Annotated in this window: 14 protein-coding genes; 4 read left to right on the top strand and 10 right to left on the bottom strand. The window is 44.6% G+C overall.

The genetic code is table 11. The features are described 5' to 3' along the window. Positions 1–385 precede the first annotated feature (385 nt). The 4 genes from ispF to RT143_RS08230 all read left to right on the top strand — a co-directional run bounded on the left by ispF (position 386) and on the right by RT143_RS08230 (position 4,741). Complete coding sequence (ispF, locus tag RT143_RS08245) at positions 386–886, top strand: 2-C-methyl-D-erythritol 2,4-cyclodiphosphate synthase (RefSeq protein WP_313092363.1); 501 nt, start codon at positions 386–388, stop codon at positions 884–886. 173 nt (positions 887–1,059) lie between these two features. Continuing rightward, positions 1,060–1,398: a Grx4 family monothiol glutaredoxin gene (grxD, locus tag RT143_RS08240; protein WP_007116440.1), complete on the top strand. Its 339-nt coding sequence runs from the start codon at positions 1,060–1,062 to the stop codon at positions 1,396–1,398. Positions 1,399–1,463: 65 nt separating this feature from the next. Then, the gene (gene dnaX / locus RT143_RS08235) at positions 1,464–3,614 is read left to right on the top strand and encodes a DNA polymerase III subunit gamma/tau (RefSeq protein ID WP_313092362.1); all 2,151 of its coding nucleotides are present in this window, start codon (positions 1,464–1,466) and stop codon (positions 3,612–3,614) included. Positions 3,615–3,841: 227 nt separating this feature from the next. After that, complete coding sequence (locus tag RT143_RS08230) at positions 3,842–4,741, top strand: LysR family transcriptional regulator (protein ID WP_007116438.1); 900 nt, start codon at positions 3,842–3,844, stop codon at positions 4,739–4,741. A 94-nt stretch (positions 4,742–4,835) separates the two neighbouring features. On the opposite strand, the gene RT143_RS08225 is transcribed toward RT143_RS08230, so the two are convergent. From RT143_RS08225 to RT143_RS08180, 10 genes are all read right to left on the bottom strand, one after another. After that, on the bottom strand, positions 4,836–7,151 hold the full coding sequence (locus tag RT143_RS08225) for an esterase/lipase family protein (protein WP_313092360.1): 2,316 nt from the start codon (positions 7,149–7,151) through the stop codon (positions 4,836–4,838). A 189-nt stretch (positions 7,152–7,340) separates the two neighbouring features. Continuing rightward, a complete protein-coding gene (locus tag RT143_RS08220; protein ID WP_313092358.1) occupies positions 7,341–8,381 on the bottom strand; it encodes a tetratricopeptide repeat protein in 1,041 nt (346 codons plus the stop codon). Between the two features lie 231 nt (positions 8,382–8,612). Continuing rightward, a complete protein-coding gene (gene coq7, locus RT143_RS08215) occupies positions 8,613–9,275 on the bottom strand; it encodes a 2-polyprenyl-3-methyl-6-methoxy-1,4-benzoquinone monooxygenase (RefSeq protein ID WP_313092356.1) in 663 nt (220 codons plus the stop codon). A 175-nt stretch (positions 9,276–9,450) separates the two neighbouring features. Beyond that, on the bottom strand, positions 9,451–11,508 hold the full coding sequence (gene phaC, locus RT143_RS08210) for a class I poly(R)-hydroxyalkanoic acid synthase (protein WP_313092354.1): 2,058 nt from the start codon (positions 11,506–11,508) through the stop codon (positions 9,451–9,453). A gap of 196 nt (positions 11,509–11,704) precedes the next feature. Beyond that, positions 11,705–12,295 (bottom strand): phasin family protein, encoded by a 591-nt coding sequence (locus RT143_RS08205; protein WP_313092353.1) that lies wholly within the window; start codon positions 12,293–12,295, stop codon positions 11,705–11,707. A gap of 305 nt (positions 12,296–12,600) precedes the next feature. Next, on the bottom strand, positions 12,601–13,836 hold the full coding sequence (locus tag RT143_RS08200; RefSeq protein WP_313092351.1) for an acetate/propionate family kinase: 1,236 nt from the start codon (positions 13,834–13,836) through the stop codon (positions 12,601–12,603). Between the two features lie 40 nt (positions 13,837–13,876). Beyond that, a complete protein-coding gene (locus tag RT143_RS08195) occupies positions 13,877–14,791 on the bottom strand; it encodes a bifunctional enoyl-CoA hydratase/phosphate acetyltransferase (RefSeq protein WP_313092350.1) in 915 nt (304 codons plus the stop codon). Between the two features lie 233 nt (positions 14,792–15,024). Continuing rightward, the gene (locus tag RT143_RS08190; protein WP_313092349.1) at positions 15,025–18,810 is read right to left on the bottom strand and encodes an AAA family ATPase; all 3,786 of its coding nucleotides are present in this window, start codon (positions 18,808–18,810) and stop codon (positions 15,025–15,027) included. Continuing rightward, a complete protein-coding gene (locus tag RT143_RS08185) occupies positions 18,807–20,330 on the bottom strand; it encodes an exonuclease SbcCD subunit D C-terminal domain-containing protein (RefSeq protein WP_313092347.1) in 1,524 nt (507 codons plus the stop codon). The genes RT143_RS08190 and RT143_RS08185 overlap by 4 nt, the downstream gene beginning before the upstream one ends. A gap of 6 nt (positions 20,331–20,336) precedes the next feature. After that, complete coding sequence (locus tag RT143_RS08180; protein ID WP_313015946.1) at positions 20,337–21,302, bottom strand: hydrogen peroxide-inducible genes activator; 966 nt, start codon at positions 21,300–21,302, stop codon at positions 20,337–20,339. Between the last annotated feature and the right edge of the window lie 550 nt (positions 21,303–21,852).

The following is a 21,852-nucleotide window of genomic DNA, read 5'->3' as shown; positions in this document are numbered from 1 at the left end:
TAGTGCATTACCCACTCCCATCAAGTTCCCCACTTGATGGGTTTATTTTTATATTATATAACGTTATATAATAAAATACCATAGCAATTTACTAGGATTTATCAATTTTTTTAGACGTTATACGGGAAATCTCGTTTGACACCCAATTTTTGATTCAAGCAGTGATAGTAGCTGGTTATGCCAAGTTTTTATTCAAAGTCGTTATTCGAATGCTATCCAAAGTCGTTATCAAAAGTTTTTATTCTAAGCTGTTATTTAAGGCAGCCTAGCTACTTGTAAATCATGCTTTAACCGTTAAAATAGAGACCGATAAAATAGACACCATTAAACCAAACAGAATAGCCTACCAAAATCACGACAGTAAGATAAAACGATAGGATAAACCATGATAAGAATCGGTCAGGGTATTGACGTCCATGCCTTTGTTAATGACGGCACAGAAAACCAATTCATAACATTAGGCGGGGTACAAATTCCCCATACCCACAGTTTGCTTGCGCATTCTGATGGCGATGTGGTGTTACATGCGTTGTGTGATGCGTTGCTTGGTGCATTGGCACTGGGCGATATTGGGCAGTTTTTCCCAGATACCGATGAGCGTTTTCGCAATATAGATTCGACCATTTTGCTGAACCAAGTGTACCAGTTTATCCAATCAAAAGGCTTTGTGCTTATTAATGCCGACATCACTATCATGGCGGAGCGTCCAAAACTATTGCCTTATCGTAGCGAGATTCAATCGCGTATTGCCGGTGTCATGGGCTGCGCGGTTGATCAAATCAGCGTCAAAGCCACCACGACTGAAAAGCTTGGGTTTACCGGTCGCCAAGAAGGGATTATGGTGAGCTGTGTGGTGCTGCTTGAACAAGTGACTTCATCAAGTTAATGGAATTTGTGAGTGGTTTTGCTGCTGACTTTTTTGGGGTGGGCATCTTGAATGTTTACTTTCGATAACCATTATAGCGTATAATAGCAACCCTGCACTCATCATTAGTGAGTCAAATTCTAGCTGTGAAGATAGCGCTCTACTTTAACAAGGGCCTGACAAAGGAATTTCATATGACTGATATGAACCAAACTGACATCGAACAAACCATCCGTGACCAAATCGCTCAACACAGCGTATTGCTTTATATGAAAGGCACGCCACAATTCCCACAATGCGGTTTTTCTGCGCGTGCGGTAGATGTGCTAACCCAAATTGGCCGCCCATTTGCGTTTGTCAATATTCTTGAAAACCCAGAAATCCGTGCAACTTTGCCACAGATTGCTAACTGGCCAACTTTCCCACAATTATGGGTGGCAGGTGAGCTGATTGGCGGCAGTGATATTATCTATCAAATGTTCCAAGACGGTGAATTACAACCCCTAATTGAAGCCAATAGCCCAGCGGTTTAGTTTTACTACGAGCGGGTTAAGGTTATTTCTTTTTTTAACGTTTTTGTTGTCATGTATCCATAACCATGTATCAAGTCCTAGCACGCAAATATCGTCCAAAAAACTTCCATGAGCTGCTGGGACAAGAACATGTGTCCAAAGCATTAATCAATGCCATCCATAACCAGCGCTTGCATCATGCGTATCTATTTACGGGTACGCGCGGCGTCGGCAAGACAACCATTGCCCGTATTTTGGCGAAATGCCTTAACTGTGAGACAGGGGTGACAAGCGAGCCTTGTGGCGTATGTGGTGTATGCCAATCCATCGATAGTGGTCGCTTTATTGATTTGATTGAGATTGATGCAGCATCACGTACCAAAGTTGAGGATACCCGTGAATTACTCGACAACGTACCGTATGCACCGACCCAAGGTCGCTACAAAGTCTATCTAATTGATGAAGTGCATATGCTATCGACGCATAGTTTTAATGCGCTACTCAAAACCCTCGAAGAGCCGCCAGCGCATGTTAAGTTTCTGCTTGCGACCACAGACCCACAAAAACTGCCCATTACCATCATCTCGCGTTGTCTGCAATTTGTACTCAGACCTTTGCCGCAAGTCGCGCTCGCTGAATATCTTGGCACGATTCTTAACAAAGAACAAATCAGCTACGAGCCTGATGCGTTATGGCAGCTATCGAGCAGTGCCAAAGGCTCCGTGCGCGATGCATTGTCACTCACTGATCAAGCCATTGCGTTTGGCAATGGCAATGTCACAGATGAGGTGATTCGCCAGATGCTTGGCTTAATTGACCAAGCCGATGTCATCGCTATCCTTGCCAATATTTATCAGCAAAATACCCGGCAGCTGACGCAATCCATTCAGCTTCTGCGTGAGCAGGTGGTGGATGCCAAAGCCGTATTTGACAGGTTGGCTGAGACGCTACATCAATTGGCAATTTTGCAGGCCTTGCCAAATTTTGATTTGCAACTCAATCGCCAGCAAAGCGAGCAATTGCAACAATTGGCTCAGCAGTTACCCGCAGAGCTATTACAACTATATTATGACATTGTGGTAAAAAGCCGTGAAAACTTGGCATTAGCCAATACGCCGATGCAAGCGCTAGAGATGTGTTTGCTCCGCTTGATGGCGTTCAAGCCACTGCATCGCAATCAAATTTCACTTCGTCCGCCAATCGCTAATAACCCTGATTTTCAAAGTCCTGATTTTCAAAGTCCTGATTTTCAAAGTCCTGATTTTCAAAGTCCTGATTCTCAAAGTCCTGATTTTCAAATTGTTGACACAACGCCTAGCGAATCCATGCAAGGTGCAAAGTCTTCAGTGGTGGCTGAAGATAGCTTACAAGTAACCTCCGAGCAGAGTGATAACAACTTATCGGATAACAATCTGCTCAAATCTGCGCCAAACGTTGATAGCATTGAACAAATCATTGAAGAAAGCATTGAACAAGGCATTGAACAACAGACATTTGATGATACCCATTTAATATCTAACGATACAACCGCGGCAAGTACCACCGCAGGGCAAACGCCCACCATAGAAGACGATGCCAATCGCTTATCTGATTTGCAATCAAGCGATAGTCATCATGAAATTACTGCGCCAGACATCGTTGCAGAGTCTGGCAACACGCCTAGCATTGTCACAGAAGATAGCGCATTGTTAAAAAACAATGCGCCAGCGCCAGTCACCACAGTTACCAATGTCAATGTTAATGTTGACCATTCCCACCACACTATGGCGGCAGAGGGTAATGATATTGCTGATATATCGCCCCTGGCATTACTCAAACCCACTCATGTAACCCTTGAAGGCGAGTGGACACCTGCCAAATGGGATTATTGGGTGTTTAATGCCCGTGAGCAAGGCTGGCTCGATGAGGATGAATTAGTGCTTGCCAAACGTGGAGTCATGACCGGCGAGATTCATGGGGTCAGCCAATTTGTCACCGAACAAAACTTTTTGACCCATACCGCAACTTTTGATAATTTTTGCCAAAAACTGCAACAGCGTTTTGAGGGTATTGATATTCGTTTGGCGGAATCAACAAATAACCTTGAAGCGCTAGATGGATTAAAACCAGAAGCGCTACAAGAAGCCCGCGAAAAACTAGCGTTACAACAAGCTACCCAACAGCTTGAACAACAAGCGGTTACGCAGGCACTTTTGCAGCAACAGGCATCAATTAGCTCTGTTAAGTTAATTCAATAAGTCAATTTAATTTATATAAATTCTAATTTTTACTTTTTTAACAGACGAACAATCGAAGAAAACCAATGTTTGTTAAGAAAATCAATAAAATACAACATTAAATAGTTGAAAAAATATTAATAATTTTAGTTAATAAATCCCGATGTCGTTTAATTTATCTTGCTAATAACGTATAATACATCAGCTTTTAAAAGTGACTTTGATTAAGTGATAAAATTGGGTGAAATATGCTTGATAATTTAAGAGGCATGGCGGTTTTTGCAAGTGTTGTACGTCATGGTTCATTTAGTGGTGCTGCAAAAGAACTGGGCATAACAACAAGTGCGGTCAGTCAACAAATCCGCTCGTTAGAAAACGATATGGGGGTGGTGTTATTGCATCGCTCAACTCGTAAGTTAAGCTTAACAGAAGCAGGCACTAGTTTTTATGAAAGTGCCAAAGATGTGGTTGCGGCAGCCGAACAAGGTCGTATCCGTGTCAATCAATTACGCGATGAGTTAGCAGGGAACTTACGCATTGCGACCACGCCGGAACTGGGTGTGAATCATATTTTACCCGCGTTATCGACTTGGATTTCGGCGCATGATGATTTAACCATCCATTTTGAAGCGGACAATCAGTACGTTGACTTAATTGAAGAGCGTATCGATATCGCCCTTCGGATGTCACCAAACCTTAATGACAGTAGTTTATCGGCGTTTCCTTTGACCGAGATACGTCAGTTGCTTGTGGCTTCACCGCACTTCTTACGTCAAAATGAAAAATTGACCGAGCCAAAAGATTTGGCCAAACTCAATATGATTGGCATTAGTCTTATCAAAGATCCCAATCAAGTCGATATGATCAATGTCGAAACAGGTAAAAAATCACGCGTGCGTATGCCAACACGTATTCAAACCAACAATATTATGCTTGCCACGACCCTTGCCAAAGAAGGGCATGGCGTTGCCCGCATCATGTCACTGGATATCCAAAAAGAATTGGCAAATGGCGATTTGGTGGAAGTATTGCCAGGTTACCAATTACCAAGTTATATGCTATATGCGGTAACGCCCAGACATGAACAACAACCTGCGAAGGTGACGCGCTGTCTTGAAGTGTTGACCAAGTATTTTGCTAAAGTTTAGCGGTTGGACGGTCAGTAGTAGCAATAAACAGTTTAATAAAAAGCGAATAGTGAAGGCTATTCGCTTTTTTATTGATGCTGATGCGGGATAGCCACTAAGGCTGTCTGTCAGGGGGCGCTTGGGTGACACCATAGCGAGCGAGTTGTTGATGCAGGATGCGGCGCAACTCCAAAATCGCCTGCGGGCTAGTATGAACATTGTGACGACCGGTAAGCACTTTTTCAGATTCCACGCCTTCTAAATGCGAGCTGTTGTACGGCACAATACCATCGGAGACACGGTCGGTTGCGCCATATTTCACCGATTCTAAGAGTTGCTTTTTCTCATCCAGGCTTTGTTTGGCTTGCTCCAAACTCGTGGTGTTATATAGCTTGGTCTCTGTGGCGGGTCTAACGCTCGACGTCGTATTGTCATTTTTCAAAGATATTATGGATGCCGATACATCATCAGTAGCGCTATTGGCTGCCTTAGCGGTAAACTGATTGAGTGCATTGGACAAATCCTTATCATCAGTGGCGATGATATTATTGACTGCAACATTGGGCGCGATTGTGACATCTGCCGTCAATTGGTTAAAGTAAGAGTGGTTGCTCAACTGGCTGGCGCCATTTTCCAAAAATAGCTGTGCCAGCGGATTGCTTGAAACCACGCCTTCAGTAAATAGCGAATTTAAATTGCCATACACGGTGCGGATAAATCCTGCCGGTAGCGAGATGATACGGCGCAAACTGCGAGTAAACCAGCGATCGGCATAATCGGTACCGCGAAATGGCGAAGAGATAAAAATCGCGCGATCGACTTGCGGCAGCGCTTGCAGTTTGAAGCGGTCACTGAGCGTTTTGTTTTGCGCATGACGGACAAATGCGGCGTAGTCCGCTGAAAAATTATTGAGCTGTGAGTAATTGGCAACCAGTGATTCGACTTTGGGTGTCAAGTCATCATTTGATACCAACAAACGCCCAATCACCCCACCCATACTATGACCAATCAGCACCGCATGTTGACTGGCAACGTCCTGCTGCTCAGGATCGACGGTTTTAAAAGCGCGTTCAATCAAGTCATAAATTTGGTGGCGGTTTTCCAGCATCGGGATATTGGTTGGATAAAAAATCTGCCAAACTTGGAAATTTTCGCGTAGTTTTGGGTCATTAAAAATGTCATTGGTCAGTCCAATCCAAGTTTCAGGACTTGATGCCAACCCATGCATCATGATAATCACGCGTTTATTGGGATTGTATGGCTCAAGCATAAATAAATGCGGCTGGGTCTGCTGATACGGCGAGGAAAACATACTAAAATAGCTGATATTGCCTAGGCGATTGTCCTGTGACCACAAGCCGTAGGCTGCCGAAAAATTCGCCGATAGCGCAAAATCTTTGTTGAGTATAGAGACGCTTTTAAACTGATAGGGATCATAAATATTGAGCGAAAAATCGGTGGTTTTTTGTACATCATCAATAGTATTGCCTTTGGGCACTATCACCGCAGTCATAGGCAAATGTCCTGTTTGGTGGATACGTTCTTCTAGCGGTGTATCATTGGCATAGTGTTGCAACAAGTCAATAATCACCGCCGTATTGATGCGACTATTGAGCAGCGCCACATAATTGATACCAAAGCCATCGCGGCGACTGATGGTATTAAATTTTGATAAATCAATCTGGTAGCTTGAAATCAGTTTCATCGATGCCGATTTGTCAGTAAACGGCTGTCCATTGATATTGACACGCAGGTTGTTGCGAGTGATTTGATAATTTTCTGCCATTTTTTGATGATACAAGCGATCACCTAACGCATCGATGGCAGCGTAATACAAATCCTGAATTTGGGTATCGCGTTCTTTTGGCAGATAATACAATTGTGACGGTTGTTGATTGACGACGGCTGGATTGAGGATATCGTACATCAAATAAATGTAAGAAAACCGAATCGATTGCAGCATATCGTCTTGAAAGGCGGTGGTACAAGAGATTTCATCGGGTCTGCGCGCTACAACGTCGGTCTTGCCAACCAAATCTTTGGCATACTCTGTGGTCAAATCTTTTGGTGGATTGGTACAAGTTTTGGCTTGCTGGCGCTGCTGGGCAGAGGCGTAAAATAGCTCACTAATTGCGCCATAAATCCCTTTATCGGTATTAAGATCTGCTTGCTTGAGCGTCACTACACAGGCAGGCATATTTGCCAAGCATTTTTCTTCATCTAAACCTGCCTGCACCAAGCGGCTTTTGGTGTCAGAACTCAAGCGGCTGCCCGATAACACGCTGACGCGCTGATCTATGATGGCTCTTGCAGTATCGCGGCTACCGATTTTGGTAGTGGCGCAGCCAGTAAGGGTGATGATAGCAACCAATGTCGTCGCCGTGATGAGAGACTTTTGACAAAATCTAGTAGATTGGTTTGTTAGCGGCATGGTGATTTACTCGGCTAAAATAGAGCAAAAAGGGAGACAGCAAAAAAGGTTAGCGCAAAAAATCTGCCTATCACTGAATGACAGGGTGAAAAAAATCACCATGCTAAAATTCAACTATTATATATAGTGAATTAGCATGGTGACTTAGCAGTGATATTAAACCACGGCTAGGGTATGAACGCAAAAAAATTATTGAACCACTTTTGCAGGTATATCCCAAATATAGTATTTACCGCTATCAATGATGCGTAATTGTTCATCGATATACGGATTGTCTGGATTTTTGGCCTTAAATTCCGTTAACCGTTGAATCGCGCGGTCTTTTTTGTCATCCAGCAAATCTGCTTGTGCCAAACTTTGCGTAGCTTCTAAATAGCCCATTTTTTCGGCTTTTTCTAAGTACTTGGTACCTTCTTTAAAGCCGCCACCCTCAGCGAGCATTGCGCCATATAAAAAGTTGGCTTCTGCTGTGTCATTGAGCTTAATAGCACGGGCGATATAATTGCCTGCACGCACGGCATAATCCGAACCCAAATCCAGGTTGCGACCCATGGCATTGAGTTTTGCTGCACGCAGTAGCACCTCATAGGAGGCATTTGGGTTTTGTGCATAGCTTTCAATCCATGCGGTCAAAGATTTGAGTCGCTCAGTGGCATTGTAGCGCTCAGTACGGCTTGAAAAAACAGGTGGGTAATGACGCGCCATTGGGGTAACATAAGTAATAAAATCGTCTAACACGCTGACATCTAACTGGGCGCTATTATCCGCGGTTCGTGGAATCAAAACGGTTTTTACTGTTGAGATATTACTAAGCGTTAAAGTCGGTAGCGGGATATTGGCAAAGTTTTGCGCTGAAATATCCGTGCCTACCAATTGTACGCTGTTGGTAGATGGATACATCACGTTGGCAACCGTGGGGGCGGTCAAGACAGGCACTATCATTGAACCTGTATTCGAGGTATCTGACGGCGGTGTCGTTTGCGGGGTAGTATCCTTCACGCTATTGACCGTATCAGCTGATTTTTCGGTTGATTTTTTCGTAGTTTTGGCTTTGGTCACCGTGGTTTTTTTAGTTGCTGTTGTCTGGGTAGCGGGTTTTGCCGTGGTGGTTTTGGTGGTTGTCGTCTTGGTCGTCGTTTTTGCGGTTGCCGTTGCAGCCATCGCTACAGTGGCATTGGTTGCCATCAAAATAGCTAAGGTATAGACTAGGGGTTTTACCATATGAGTCATTGAAATTTCCTTAAAAAATCGGGTGGGATAGATTGCACAAATCAATCAGCTTATCCCATAGCAACAATGTAAAGCAATAATGTAAAAATACTATCAAAAAAAAATAAAGTTATTGTTATATTTTTACGCGAAAACAGCGCGCTTAAGCAAGGTTATAGCAATAAACACGCCAGCCAACGATTGAGTGTATCAGTCATGTCCAGTTAAACACGCTCGGCTAAACATGCTCGGTTAAATATGATACGCCACCGTTTTCATGCAATTAGCCAAAAAACGCATCGTGGTTTTAATGGATAGTGGCAATGGGCTAGCACCTGATTCGACTGCTTTATCACGGTGGTGCAATTCTTCTTTATCCATTTGGCTTAAAATCTCAGCGCTGCGTTTATCTTGTGCAGGCAGCTTACCAAGATGGCTGTGCAAATGCTCGCTGACTTGGGTTTCTGTTTCTGCGACAAACCCCAGACTAAACTCATCAGAAATCAATCCCGCTACCGCACCCATGCCAAACGATAGCCCATACCAAAGCGGACTAAAAATACTGGGATGACTACCCAATTCATTTAACCGTGTCTCACACCATACCAAATGGTCAATCTCTTCTAGCGCAGATTGGTGCATGGCTTTTTTGACTGTTTCTTGTTTGGCGGTAAATGCTTGACCGTGATACAGTCCTTGCGCGCACACTTCGCCAGTATGATTGATACGCATGAGACCTGCGACATGACGCGCTTCTTCCACGGAGAGTTTTGGCACATCGGGACTAGAGACAGGCAACGGGCGGGTGCTAAGATTGCTGTTTGGAATAAACGAGCGAATCGCCCGATCAAAGAATACAATATTGCGGTCTACTTTACTAAGTGATAGGTTGTTTTGTGCTGGTTCAATCGACATAGGCGCTCTATTCAAAGTGTTTCTAATCGCTATTATGCGCATAATATGGCGTTCATTCTACTCAATATCACAACTTTTGACTAGTAAATCTATGTAGCTGATGGGCGATTTGGCTATTTTATAAAAAGCCCGTGATAGGCTAGGCAATCACGGGATGTTGTGTGATAACGATATATTATACGGGTGGTAATTGCGAACGGTAGGCTTCTGCAAAGTTATGACCGGTTAAGGCTTCAGTCGCTTTGACCGTGACATAGCTTCCAGGGGCATCGCCATAGGTTGGGATTTCTTTACCTTGGCTATTTTGACCGACAACACGGGCCTTGATTTCGTTGCCCTCAAATGGTTTGATCCAGTCATGCCATCTTGTCCACCAGGTATCTTTAACATAGGTGGCGTCTTTGTACCATTGGTCAGCGTCCGCAGTGTAGTTATCATTGGTGTAGTAACCATATTTACTACCTGGGGGGTTCATGATACCGGCAATATGACCTGATTCCCCCAACACAAATACTTTTTCACCACCAAATACTTGCGTACCTGGGTAACAGCTTTTCCATTTTGCGATGTGGTCTTGCAAGGTTGCCACCATAAACACAGGAGTTTTAACTTTTGATAAGTCAATTTTCACGCCGTCAATTTCAACCCCACCCGGTTTACGCAGCAAGTTGTTGATATAGAACTCACGCAGTAGAAAATGGTGCAGGGCAGCAGTCACGTTGGTACAGTCTGAGTTCCAGTATAACAAGTCAAAAGGTACGGGCCGCTCGCCTTTTAGGTAGTTTTGTACGTAGTAGTTCCAGTATAGGCTGTTCTCACGGAGTAAGCTAAATGACACGCCCATCATTCGCCCATCAAATACACCTTTCTCGGCGTTTTGCTTGTCAATCGCCGCAACGATTTTATCATCGATAAAGACGCCGATATCACCTGGGTCTGAGAAGTCAATAATAGTCGCCCAAAGTGTCGCACTGGCAATGCGGCTTTCTTGCTTGGTCGCGGCAAGATAGCCTAGCGTCAATGCGGTCAACATACCCCCAATACAGTAACCTGTGATATTGATGGTTTTTTCACCCGTGATGGCTTCAATTTGATCCATGGCTGCAAGCACACCGTCTTTCATGTAAGTGCTCATGCCAACATTTTTGTACTCAGGCGTTGGGTTGGCCCAAGAGATGACATAAACCGTATGACCTTCATTGACTGCCCAACGCACAAACGAGTTGTTCTCACGTAAGTCCATGATGTAGAATTTGTTGATCCATGGTGGCACCATCAACAACGGACGTTGTTTTACTTTGTCAGTTGAAGGCTCGTACTGAATGAGCTGCATCATGTGGTTTTCAAATACCACTTTACCTTTTGAGGTAGCGATGTTGTCACCCACCCGGAACGCGCTTTGGTCAGTCATACGGATATTGAGTGTATCGGCGCTATTACCCATGTCCTCAGCCAACTGCTTCATACCTTGAACCAGGTTTTGACCCCGACTTTCGATGGTCAAACGTAGTACTTCAGGGTTGGTCAATAAGAAGTTGGTTGGGGCCACCGCATTGATCCATTGGCGGGTAAAAAAAGCCAAGCGCTGACGGGTTTTTTCATCAATACCTTCAACGCCATCAATCGCATCCATCATCGCTTGGGTAGTTAATAAATAATACTGTTTTAGGAAGTTAAAAATAGGATTGTCTTCCCATTCTTCATCACTAAACCGTTTGTCGCCTTTTTCCGGGCTTGCCACAGGGTCGATTTTTTTACCGGCAAATTGTTGCAGTGTGTTTTGCCACAAGTGCATTTGGTCTTTAAACAACTGCAATTGGTCTTCGACCATCGTACCTGGGTGATTGGTTACCATTTGACCCATTTTACGCCAACCATCCATTAAGTCCATCATAATGGAGGTATTGGTATACTGCGGCGCTTGGTTGGCACGCATCGATTGCTGTGCAATTTGTTGGCTCAGTTTGGTCATATTGCCAAAAAATTCGCTATAGAATTCACCGACCGCAGCATTGTAAGGTGGAATACTAGAGGCCATGTGAGCAAATGGATTGGTTTTACTCAAAAAATCCAGCGGATTTTGAGGTATGCCAAAAGCATTATTGCCAAAGGGAAAATTGGCGAATGGGTTATAGCCAAAAGGGTTGTTATTGGTGTTGTCTGAACTTTGGCTGTTGTCATTGGCTGAGTTAGCGTTCGTTCCTTGATATTGGGTGTCTTTATTGTCTGCCATGATAAGTCCCGTTATTATGTGTTTGATGAGAATTCGCTGTGAGTATGCACGCTTACTTAAAAATATGGTGGATTAGGCATCTGTCTAATCCACCACTTTTATAGATTCATAAGCCGCTATTCATCTATCAGGTAAAACATAAATAGCTATTTATAAATGATACAGTCTTAAGAACGACTACGATGCACCAAACTAATTATTTTGTCGCAGGGGTTGTTTTTGCTGCTGGTTTTGTTGCTTCGCTATCTTGTGCTACATCATTAGTATTTCGAGTGGCCCCAGCTGTCACGCTAGAAGCAGCTTTATTTATGTTTTGGGTGGTTTGCTTAACCGCTTCTGACATTTGGTTTGCCGCTTTGTGCATGTTTTCGTTTACTTTGCGATTAAAGTCTTCTGCCGTTTTTGATGCGTTGCTAGCGGCGCTTTGCATGGCATCTTGCATGCTGGATGCATTTTGGCTATAGATTTCGTTCATCGCTGACATGACTTCATTACGGATTTCGTTGCCAAGCTCAGTCAAACGTTGTGCATCTGACAACATTTTTTGACCCAATTGATTGAGCAGCTCAGTTTGTTTTTGGTTGAAGCTTGAAGCCGCTTCTGGAGAATCAACAGAAGAAACATTGCGAAGTTGCTCAAGACCCATCTCTGAGTAATGACGCATTGTTTCTAAAGAAAAGTCAGTCATTTTTTCCGCATTTCGTAACATCGCTTGGTTGAAGCGCGACCATGGTGCGTACATTTGACGTGAACCATCTTTCATTTTATCCATAAAATCGTTGTTCATAATTGACCTCATTAGGCTACCAGAAAAAACAAGAAGGGTATTGGAGAATATCAAGTTGTGATACATTTTCTAATCAAAAATATGACTAAAATGAATGTGATAAGATTTAAGCATAGTCTATTTTCTTGATATTACAATATCATGAAAAATGGCTAAATTAAACCTTGCAAGGAGCTTAAAAGTAAAAAACAATCACTATTTATGTTAATATTTGTAATAGTATAATCAACTAGACAGTAACAGTAGGTAACCGATAAAAATCGGTTATATCTTACCCTTCATCCTAAAAATAGTTGACAGGTGTGTCACTTTAGCTTATGAGTTTTTATCGTGATTGCATGCTCAAGTGATAAAGCTAATTCAAGTTGCTCATCGGTCAATATGACATAAATTTGTTTGTCATCATCTGAGTTGATTCGTAAAATCGGCACATCAATACGGCCATCGATATTTTTATCCGCATCCAGACTAAAACCTAAAAAATCGAGTTGTTCGACAATCATCTGACGGATAATCGCCGACTGCTCGCCTATCCCTGCGGTAAAGATAAGCGCATCACAGCCTTTCATACTAACCATCAAGCTTGCGATTTCTTTGGCGGCATGGGTGGCAAAATACGCCAGTGCAAATTTGGCACGTGGGTCATCACTAGCGAGCAAATCACGCACGTCATTGCTAATTTCAGATAAACCGAGCAAGCCCGACTCTTTATATAGGCATTGGTTCATTTGCTCGAGCGTCCAACCTTGCTCAACCATATATAAAATCACCCCAGAATCCAAATGACCCGGACGGGTACCCATTGGCACACCATCTAATCCACTAAAGCCAAAGGTACTGTCTTTTGATTCGCCATTGTCGACCGCGGTGATACTACAGCCACTACCCAAATGCGCGATAATCAAGCGTTTTTTGGCAATCTCTGGGAGATAGGTTTCAAGTTTTCGCATAATCGCCTGATACGATAAACCATGAAAGCCATAACAGCGCACGCCTTGATCGCGCAGCGATTTTGGCAGCGCATAGCTAGACCAAATCTCTGGGCGATGGTAGTGAAAGGCGGTATCAAAGGCAGCGATGTGCACCAGTTTTGTATCAATGGCTTGCAGCGCGTTGACCACAGATAGGGCAGGAGGCTGATGTAGCGGACATATTGGTGATAACTCCACCAAATGCGCCATCACTGTCTCGTTAATCACCACAGGAACATGATAGCGTTTGCCACCATGAACCACTCGGTGGATACAGACAATGTCACGCGCGGGAAAGGCCTGTCTAACACGACTAAACAGGCTTACCGCGGTGTCTGTCAGGCTATCTTGGGGTTCCCAGTCAGACAAAGATTGGGGCATGGCGTGCCAGACTTTGTTTTTGGTTTTTAGGTTGATATTCACATCAAACAAGGGTGACCACGCAAGCGGGGATGAGTCGACTGCCTTAGCCGTGTCGTACGCCGCCATTTTGATAGTCGCTGAACCCACGTTAAAGGTCACCACAATCGGGTGAGTCGAGTCAGTATGCATCATTACAGAATCGTTCATGCTAGTAATCTCAATTAATCTCAAGTAACCTGAATTAACATCAAGCTTGTTTACGCTTTTGCGCAACGTAGGCGCCAAGGGCAATAGAATACAGGCGGTCGAGTTCGTCATCCGAGCGGCTGGTCAACACAATCGGCACTTTTGAACCCATGACAATGCCAGCGGCTTTGGCTTCACCCAAATAAATTAACTGTTTACCTAGCATATTGCCCGCTTCTAAGTCAGGTACCAGTAAAATATCGACATCGCCCGTGACAGGGGAGTGGATATGTTTGATATCCGCAGACTGTTGGCTAATCGCATTGTCAAACGCTAGGGGTCCATCAAGCAAGGCGCCGGTGATTTGACCCCGGTCTGCCATTTTGCATAACGCCGCAGCATCAATGGTCGACTGCATTTGCGGTTTGACTTCTTCAACCGCTGCCAAGATGGCTACTTTAGGCTGCTCAATGTCCAGCGCGTGCGCAAAATCAATCGCATTTTGCAAAATGTCTTTTTTGGTCAGCAAATCTGGCACCACGTTGAGTGCACAATCGGTCAAGGTTAAAAGCTTGTGATACGTGGGACTTTCCATTAACCACACGTGGCTCATACGGCGCTCGGTGCGTAGGTTTTGGGTTTTATCGATTAGGACACCCATTAACTCATCGGTATGCACCGAACCTTTGATGATAAAGTCGGCTTGCTGTTCACGAACCATTTTTGCGGCGATTTCAACCGCGTCATGGCTATGCTCAGCATCCACTAACGTAAAGCCTAAAATAGCTAAATTGGCGTCAGTAGCGGCTTTTTCGATTTTGTGTTTTGGACCGACCAAAATCGGGGTGATGATGTGGTGCTGATGTGCTTGGATACAAGATTGCAAGATGATATCGGTAGTAGGGTGCACCACCACGGCAGAGACAGGCGAGACAAAGCGCCCTTGCGCTAAAAGCTGCGAAAGTTTGGTTAACATCGTGTTGCCCTTATGAGTTGACAGAAATAACCCTGAGCACTTAGGTTTTGATTAAGCGAGCGCTAAACATTGACATAAAACAGTATGAACCAATGACATGACAGCAAGATGAATCGGTTTATGAATCGGTTGTTGCGATGGATTTACCGCGCCGCTTAACTTATTAGCTTAGCTTAACTTAATTTATCTTAACTTGATTTGGCTTCACTTGGCTTAACCAAAACTAGCCTGAGTCAACTAATCTTGGTAATACCGGCACCGATAATTTTACTGATGCCCCCTGTTTGCGGCACTACTTGGATTTGACTGCTGATTCTATCTTTCAGCGCCTGAATATGGGAAATCACGCCAATTAGCTTGCCCGATTGCTGGAGGTTGGTTAGGGTGTCGAGCGCTACATCGAGCGCTTCTTCATCGAGCGTACCAAAGCCTTCATCCAAAAACAGCGAATCTACTTGCATGCGGTGACTGGCCATATTTGACAGTCCCAATGCAAGCGACAAGCTGATAATAAAACTCTCACCGCCTGATAGATTTTTACTGGTGCGGATTTGCCCGCCTTGGTAATTGTCCATCACGTTGAGCATCAAGGGCTGCTCGCTATCAGCTATCAGCAAATAACGGTCGCTCATTTTTTTAAGCTGCTCATTGGCATGAGCAACCATGATATTAAAGGTCAAGCCTTGGGCAAAGTTACGGAATTTTTTGCCATCGCTTGAACCAATCAATTGATGCAATACCTTCCACTCTTCGGTATGGTTGCGCTGTTGGTTGATGGCATCTAATAGTTGCTGTTGGTTTTGTTTAAGGGCTTCATTGGCTGCTAGCTGCTGCTCAACGGCGCCCAATTGTTTTTGCTGCTCGCTAAATTGCTGTTGCAATTGCCCAAGCGCATCAAGCAATTGCTCAAGTGACAGCGCAGTTTGGGGATGATTGAGTAACTGCTGCTGTATGCGTTTGGCTTCAGACAGTAGGTTATGATTGCGCTGTTGGCTATCATGGAGTTGATTGGCAAGCTGTCGTAAGCCTTCTCGCTCGGTATCCACCAACACCGCAGCGCGATAATCCGCCTCATCCACAAAACCCAATGTCGCAAAACGCTGCTGGATGTCGTCTTGTAGCGTTTGCTGGGCAGTTTTTAGTTGGGTGGTGCTAGTGGTCAAAGATGCGATTTGTTGTTGCAAAATCTGTAGCTGACTTAGCTGCTCATGAAAGGCGGTTTGGCTGATTTGATAGTCCTGCAAAGCCTGATTTTTTGCTTGGATTAACGCATGAGAGACGATGTCTACCGCTTGTTCGCCAAACAAGGCGTATCGCTGCGCCTGTAGCTCGCTAATCTCTTGCGCCAATGCTTGCTGTCGCTGACGGACTTGGTGTTGATTTTGGGTTAAATGGTGCTGATCTGCCACTAATCGGGTGAGCGTTTGCTCAATCCCTGAGATGGTGTCATTGATATGGCTAAGCTTAGTTTCTAATCCTTGATAGCGCTGTAAAAGTTGCGAAAGGGTATCGATATGCTGATTTAATTGAGCATTGACCTCCTGTGTGATATCAAAACTAAAAGTGTGCTCGCGCGTTGCAAACGGCATCAGCAACTTGTCAATGCGCTGTATTAATTGATGTTGTTTCTCGGCGATAACTAATTGCTGGGCATCAATATCGCGGATTCTGTCTTGGCGATGTTGCTGCTGATTTTGTAGCAAGGTTTGTTGTTGCAAAACATCATGGTATTGCTCGCTTAATGTGGCTAATCGCTGCTGGGTTTGCTGCTGCTCGGATTGTACAGCTTCGATTTGCGCCAGTGAATCTTGCAGCGCTGCCAAAGATTGCTGATTGTTGGTTTGTTCAGCCTTGATTATCGTCGCCAATGTTTGAAGCGCTTGGCGGTCTATATCGTCATCGGTGCTGGGGGCTGCAACGGGCGGCAACGCTTCAATTGCCTGTTGTACAGGCTGAGCATGTATAAGGTGTTGGCTGGCAAGCTGTAATTGATTTAATAAACGTTGATTGTGTGCCTGTAAGTGCTGCAAATGCTCATTGAGCTGTTGCTGGTTATTTGTGAGTGCATGCTCTTTAAGCAATAACTGCTGTAATTGGCGATTGATGTCATCAAGCCGTTGTTTGGCGATCGCTAATTGTTGCTCTGTATCATCGGGCGTGTAGGGCTGATGGGTGGCGAAAGGATGCGCGGTTGAGCCACACAGCGGGCAAGGTTCGCCGTGGCGTAATTTATCGCGCTCCTCGGTCAAATCTTGAATTTTTGCCAATAAAATCAAGTTGCGATTTAACAATTCGGCAGTCTGTTCGGCGGCTTGTTGTTGCTGCTCGCTAGTTAGTCGTTGGCTAGCCATCTGAGCCAATTGAGTTTGACCATCGGCTAACTGCTGCGCAAATTGCTGATAGTGTTGTAGGTTGGTTTGCCAAGTCTGCACATCGCTTTGGATAGCGGCAAGCTGCTGGTCGGTTTGCCAATAAGTTTCAACCTGCTGGCGCAAGACTGCCGCTGAATGCCCTTGTGTTAGATGATGTAAGTGACTGGTTTGGCTCTCTAAGTTTTGTCGATGCTCAGAAATTTGTGATTGCAACTGCGTGAGCTGTGATTGCAGAGCGCTGGCTTGCTGCTCATTGTGCTGAAAATCACCCTGTAGCTGCTGCTGCTGGCTGACGAATGCCTGCGCTTGTTCACTGAGTGCTTGGCTAGTTTCTTGTAGTTGGGTGAGTGAAACTAATGTTTGAGGCAAGGTTGTTGCCTGGGGGATTTGCTGCTGCGCTTGGATGAACTGCTCACGCTCTATTTGCTGGCTAACAAGCTGCTGCTGCTGACTATCAATGCTTTGGGCATTATGAGCCAATTGCTCACCAAGCTGTGACAACTGCTGCGCAATCTCTTGGGCGTACTGATTTTTTTGCCCAAGGGTAGTGTCAAGCTTGCGCACTTGGTTTAATAACGGTTGGGCTTGTTGCCAGTCGTTTTCGGTTTGCTGGGCTTCTGCTTGACGCTCATCTTGGTTTTTTTGAGCAAGTTGGTAATTGTGTTCGGCGGTGGGTAGCTGGTACTGATAACTGGCAAGCTCACTGAGCTGTGCAGTCAATAAATCGCGCTGATAATCAAGTTTTTTAATATCACCCGACACTTCAAGGGCTTTTAGTGCGCGCTGTAGTCGGGTTTTTTGTGGGGCAAATTGGCTTTCTTGCTCGGCAAGATCGCGTGCTTCATGCTCAAGCTTGTTGATTTGGTGCGTGTAGGCGTCAAGGTTTTGTCGCCATAGCTTATCAGACTCGATTTTAGTCAAGGCGGTTTTGGTTTCATTGACGATGTCAATCAGGGCGTTTTTTTGTGAGGTTAGGCTTTGTACTTCTTCATCAGATAACACCGTCATGCCTGATAAGCGATCTGTGAGGGTCTTAAGTTCAGCGTCTGATTGGGTTTTAAACTCATGTACTTTTCTTGAGATATCGCCATAGATTTCGGTGCCGGTGATTTCTTCGAGCAGATTGGAGCGCTCATCGCTATTGGCTTGCAAAAAAGCGGCAAAACTGCCTTGCGCCAGTAGCATGGCACGGGTAAAACGGTCAAAATCCATGCCGGTGAATTCAGCGACCAGTTTTCTAGTTTTTCTGGTTTGGGTTTCAAGCGGTGGTAAATCTGCAGCGTCATCGGTAAAAGGGGCGATTTCGTGCATCGGCGATTGTAAATTGCCTTCAGGGTTTTTTCTGGCGCGCTTTTGTAGCCAGGTACAGCGATAACTGCCACTTTTGGTGGCAAAAATTACTTCGCTTCGACATTCGCCGGTATGGCGTGACATGAGGTCATTTCTGCTTTGGGTAATCTCGCCCAAGCGTGGCGTCGCACCGTATAAGGCAAGACAAATGGCATCTAAAATGGTGCTTTTGCCCGCACCTGTCGAGCCTGTGATGGCAAAAATACCTTCATCAGCATACGCGGCATGACGAAAGTCAATTTCCCATTCGCCTTGCAATGAATTAAGGTTTTGAAAGCGTAGCTTTAAGATTCTCATTGCTGCCCCCCTTGCAAGCTTTCAAGCACTTCAGTATACCTTGACCATAACATGGGTTTTTGCTCTTCTAGCACTTGATGGGCAATTAGGCAGCGTTCAAATACTTGTGTCGGGTTTAACTCTTCAAGTGACTCATCCATGCGCTGGCTTTGCATCACTTGATCGCGTTTTTGTTGATTTTTGATGCGTAGTACTTCAAGCCTAGAGTCTTTAACCAGTTCTGCAATTTTTTCTGATAAATCACCCACGACTTCTTGCCCGTCATACACCACTTCAAGCCAAACCGATTGTTGGGATTTTTTTAGGCTGTGTAAGCTAGTTTTGATGGTTTGCCAATCGCCTTTGAGCGTTTGTATGGATTGGAATACAGGGACAGGCAGTGATTGCAAGAGGGTAGTATCGCTAAGCTTGGCTATATTGTAAGGTTGCCCACTAAGTTGCCCACTTGGATGCTCACTGGGTTTGTCATATCCTGCTTCATGGGTCGCTTGTGCATCAACCTCTGCGTTAATCCCAGTTTCTGCATTTATCGCGCCAAGCATGGATGATTCAGGAAATTCTTCATCCGCAAATAAATCCATCGACGCATGGCTCACCCTTTTGCGTTTTTTGACAGAGGTTGGCTCAGAGACAAGCGGTTTTTGTTGCAGTGTTAAATTCTGTAATGGCTGTGACAGTAAGTCAGGGTTGGCATCAAATCGCAGCAAATGCACTTGTTTTTGCTGGCGACTTTCACCAAAACCCATGGCAATGGGTGAGCCAGCGTAACGGATGTGTGGTTGTCCGCCAACCACTTGCGGGATATGCAAATGCCCAAGCGCTACATAGTCAATGTGCGGGTGAAAAATCTCTGCACCGATACTACCAAGTGAGCCGACATACAAATCACGCACCCCATCGCCCTCCATCGTTTGCCCGCCGACGGTAAATAAGTGTCCTGTTGCCACAATCGGAATGCTACGCTTATATTTGGCTTTGAGCTGCGCTTGTTGCGCAATCGCAATATCGGCAATCTGTGCATAATGGGCTTTGATGCCTTGGGCAAGTTTGCGTTCCTTATCATCAAGGCGTTCGCCATGCCCGACGGTTCGTACATCACGGTCACGTAAATAGGGCACTGCCATGACAATGAGCTCAGGTTGCCCTAATTTATCTGATAACGTAATCACTTCATCAGTCGGCGTATCTGTCATACTACCGATGATATGGATGTTAAAGGCTTTGAGTAGCTGTTTGGGTGCCTCCAAAAAACTGGCTGAATCATGGTTGCCCGCTACGATAATCACATGGCGGCAATCGGTATGGCAAACTTGACTTAAAAAATCATAGTATAAATTTTGCGCTTGGTTACTGGGTGCGGTGGTATCAAAAATATCCCCTGCAATCAGTAGCACATCGACTTTTTGCTCACGCAGCGTCTGTAGCTGCCAGTCTAAAAACTGCTTAAATTCATCGTAGCGTGGCTTACCATAAAGCCTACGCCCCAAATGCCAATCTGATGTATGTAATAAAGTGAGCATAAAAAATTATGCCTCTGTGGCGGGCTTCGCTGAAGTCATGGACTCAGAATCTGCGATGGCTGGCGCAGACGCCAATTCACTATCGTGTAACCCTTGGGCAAACAAGCGACCCAATAGATTCACATCATCAACCCGCGCATAGTTGAGACGGGTGACAAACGCCAAGCGGCGATGCGGACCGGCTTCATTAAGCGGCACTAACGACACATTGTCAGTCTGCTGGCGCACTTGCCCAGCTGCCATTTGCGGCACTAGCGTGGTGCCCATACCGCTGATAGCCATTTGAATTAACGTATGTAGGCTTGCTTCACTAAAGGCGTGTTTGACGCGGCTTTTATCGAGGTGACACACCGATAGCGCATGATCGGTCAAACAATGTCCTTCGCCTAGCAGCATTAAGTTACTGTTGGCTAACTCATCGGCATTGATGCTGGGTAAGTTGGCATGTTTACTGTCTTTAGCAAATACCGCCAAAAACGTCTCTGACCAAAACTCAAATGATAACAAGCCGTCAGTATTGTAAGGTAGCGCAATAATGGCGGTATCAATCGCGCCATAACGGACTTTTTCAAGCAGTCGCTCAGTTTGTTCTTCTACCACATTGAGCTGAAATTGTGGGAATTGTTGGCGCAGTAGCGGCAATACCTTGGGCAGCAAAAACGGCGCAATCGTTGGGATGATACCAATCGTCATCGGATAGGCGAGTGGAGTTTGGTGCGTCTGGGCGCGGGTCACCAAATCATTGACTTCGGCAAATATCCGCGTGGCTCGCTCAAGAATTTCCTCCCCAATCGGGGTGATTAGCACTTGCTTGTTGTTACGCTCAAAAATTTGGGTATCAAGCTGCTTTTCCAGCTCTGCAATCCCCAAGCTTAAAGCAGATTGTGAGATATTACACTCTTCTGCTGCCCGTTTAAAATGCTTGTATTTGGCAACTGCCAATGCAAATTCTAATTGTCGTAATGTAATCATGGTTTGAATTTTAACCTTTAAAATAGCGTACAATCGTCGCTAACGCGTTTTAGTTAAAGATAAATAAAAAGATAAAAAGGTAAAAAACTGACGGCTACCCTAGCAAACAACACGCAAAAGATGCATGCTAAACACCTCAACTAACCGAGTTATTTCAAATTTAGTTTACCATTTTTGTGTGCTTTTACGAGGGGAATCTTTTTTAATCTATCATTAATTTGGTCTTGACAGTAAACTCATTATCGAGCCTTTCAAAATAATTACAAGATAGCCTAAAGATTGAAACTACAAGGCAAAACCCTCAAGGTTAATTTAAAAATTTAATCAATCAATTAAAAACTTTAAACTAGACTGAATCTTAAATTGTATTAAGATAGACCCATCGATAACAACGTTTGATGATTAAAAAAACAGCAACCGACTATAGTCTAACAAGCTAGAAGCCTAAAAAGCTAGGTTGCCAATGACATCAAATTTGTGTTATCAATATAGCACTCACTGATTTGGCTTTGTCAATTGGTGATGTTGCTAAATTTTTAACCACAACAAT

The organism is Moraxella sp. CTOTU48268 (assembly GCF_032069585.1).
Taxonomy (GTDB): domain Bacteria; phylum Pseudomonadota; class Gammaproteobacteria; order Pseudomonadales; family Moraxellaceae; genus Faucicola; species Faucicola cinerea.
This window is presented reverse-complemented; position numbering and strand designations above follow the sequence as displayed.

Excerpts from the sequence above, each read along its gene's own strand:
- RT143_RS08200 (WP_313092351.1), bottom strand. The coding sequence starts at position 13,836 with ATGAACGATTCTGTAATGATGCATACTGACTCGACTCACCCGATTGTG.
- RT143_RS08180 (WP_313015946.1), bottom strand. The coding sequence starts at position 21,302 with ATGATTACATTACGACAATTAGAATTTGCATTGGCAGTTGCCAAATAC.
- RT143_RS08220 (WP_313092358.1), bottom strand. The coding sequence starts at position 8,381 with ATGACTCATATGGTAAAACCCCTAGTCTATACCTTAGCTATTTTGATG.
- coq7 (WP_313092356.1), bottom strand. The coding sequence starts at position 9,275 with ATGTCGATTGAACCAGCACAAAACAACCTATCACTTAGTAAAGTAGAC.
- dnaX (WP_313092362.1), top strand. The coding sequence starts at position 1,464 with ATGTATCAAGTCCTAGCACGCAAATATCGTCCAAAAAACTTCCATGAG.
- ispF (WP_313092363.1), top strand. The coding sequence starts at position 386 with ATGATAAGAATCGGTCAGGGTATTGACGTCCATGCCTTTGTTAATGAC.
- RT143_RS08190 (WP_313092349.1), bottom strand. The coding sequence starts at position 18,810 with ATGAGAATCTTAAAGCTACGCTTTCAAAACCTTAATTCATTGCAAGGC.
- RT143_RS08230 (WP_007116438.1), top strand. The coding sequence starts at position 3,842 with ATGCTTGATAATTTAAGAGGCATGGCGGTTTTTGCAAGTGTTGTACGT.
- phaC (WP_313092354.1), bottom strand. The coding sequence starts at position 11,508 with ATGGCAGACAATAAAGACACCCAATATCAAGGAACGAACGCTAACTCA.
- RT143_RS08225 (WP_313092360.1), bottom strand. The coding sequence starts at position 7,151 with ATGCCGCTAACAAACCAATCTACTAGATTTTGTCAAAAGTCTCTCATC.
- RT143_RS08195 (WP_313092350.1), bottom strand. The coding sequence starts at position 14,791 with ATGTTAACCAAACTTTCGCAGCTTTTAGCGCAAGGGCGCTTTGTCTCG.
- RT143_RS08205 (WP_313092353.1), bottom strand. The coding sequence starts at position 12,295 with ATGAACAACGATTTTATGGATAAAATGAAAGATGGTTCACGTCAAATG.
- RT143_RS08185 (WP_313092347.1), bottom strand. The coding sequence starts at position 20,330 with ATGCTCACTTTATTACATACATCAGATTGGCATTTGGGGCGTAGGCTT.
- grxD (WP_007116440.1), top strand. The coding sequence starts at position 1,060 with ATGACTGATATGAACCAAACTGACATCGAACAAACCATCCGTGACCAA.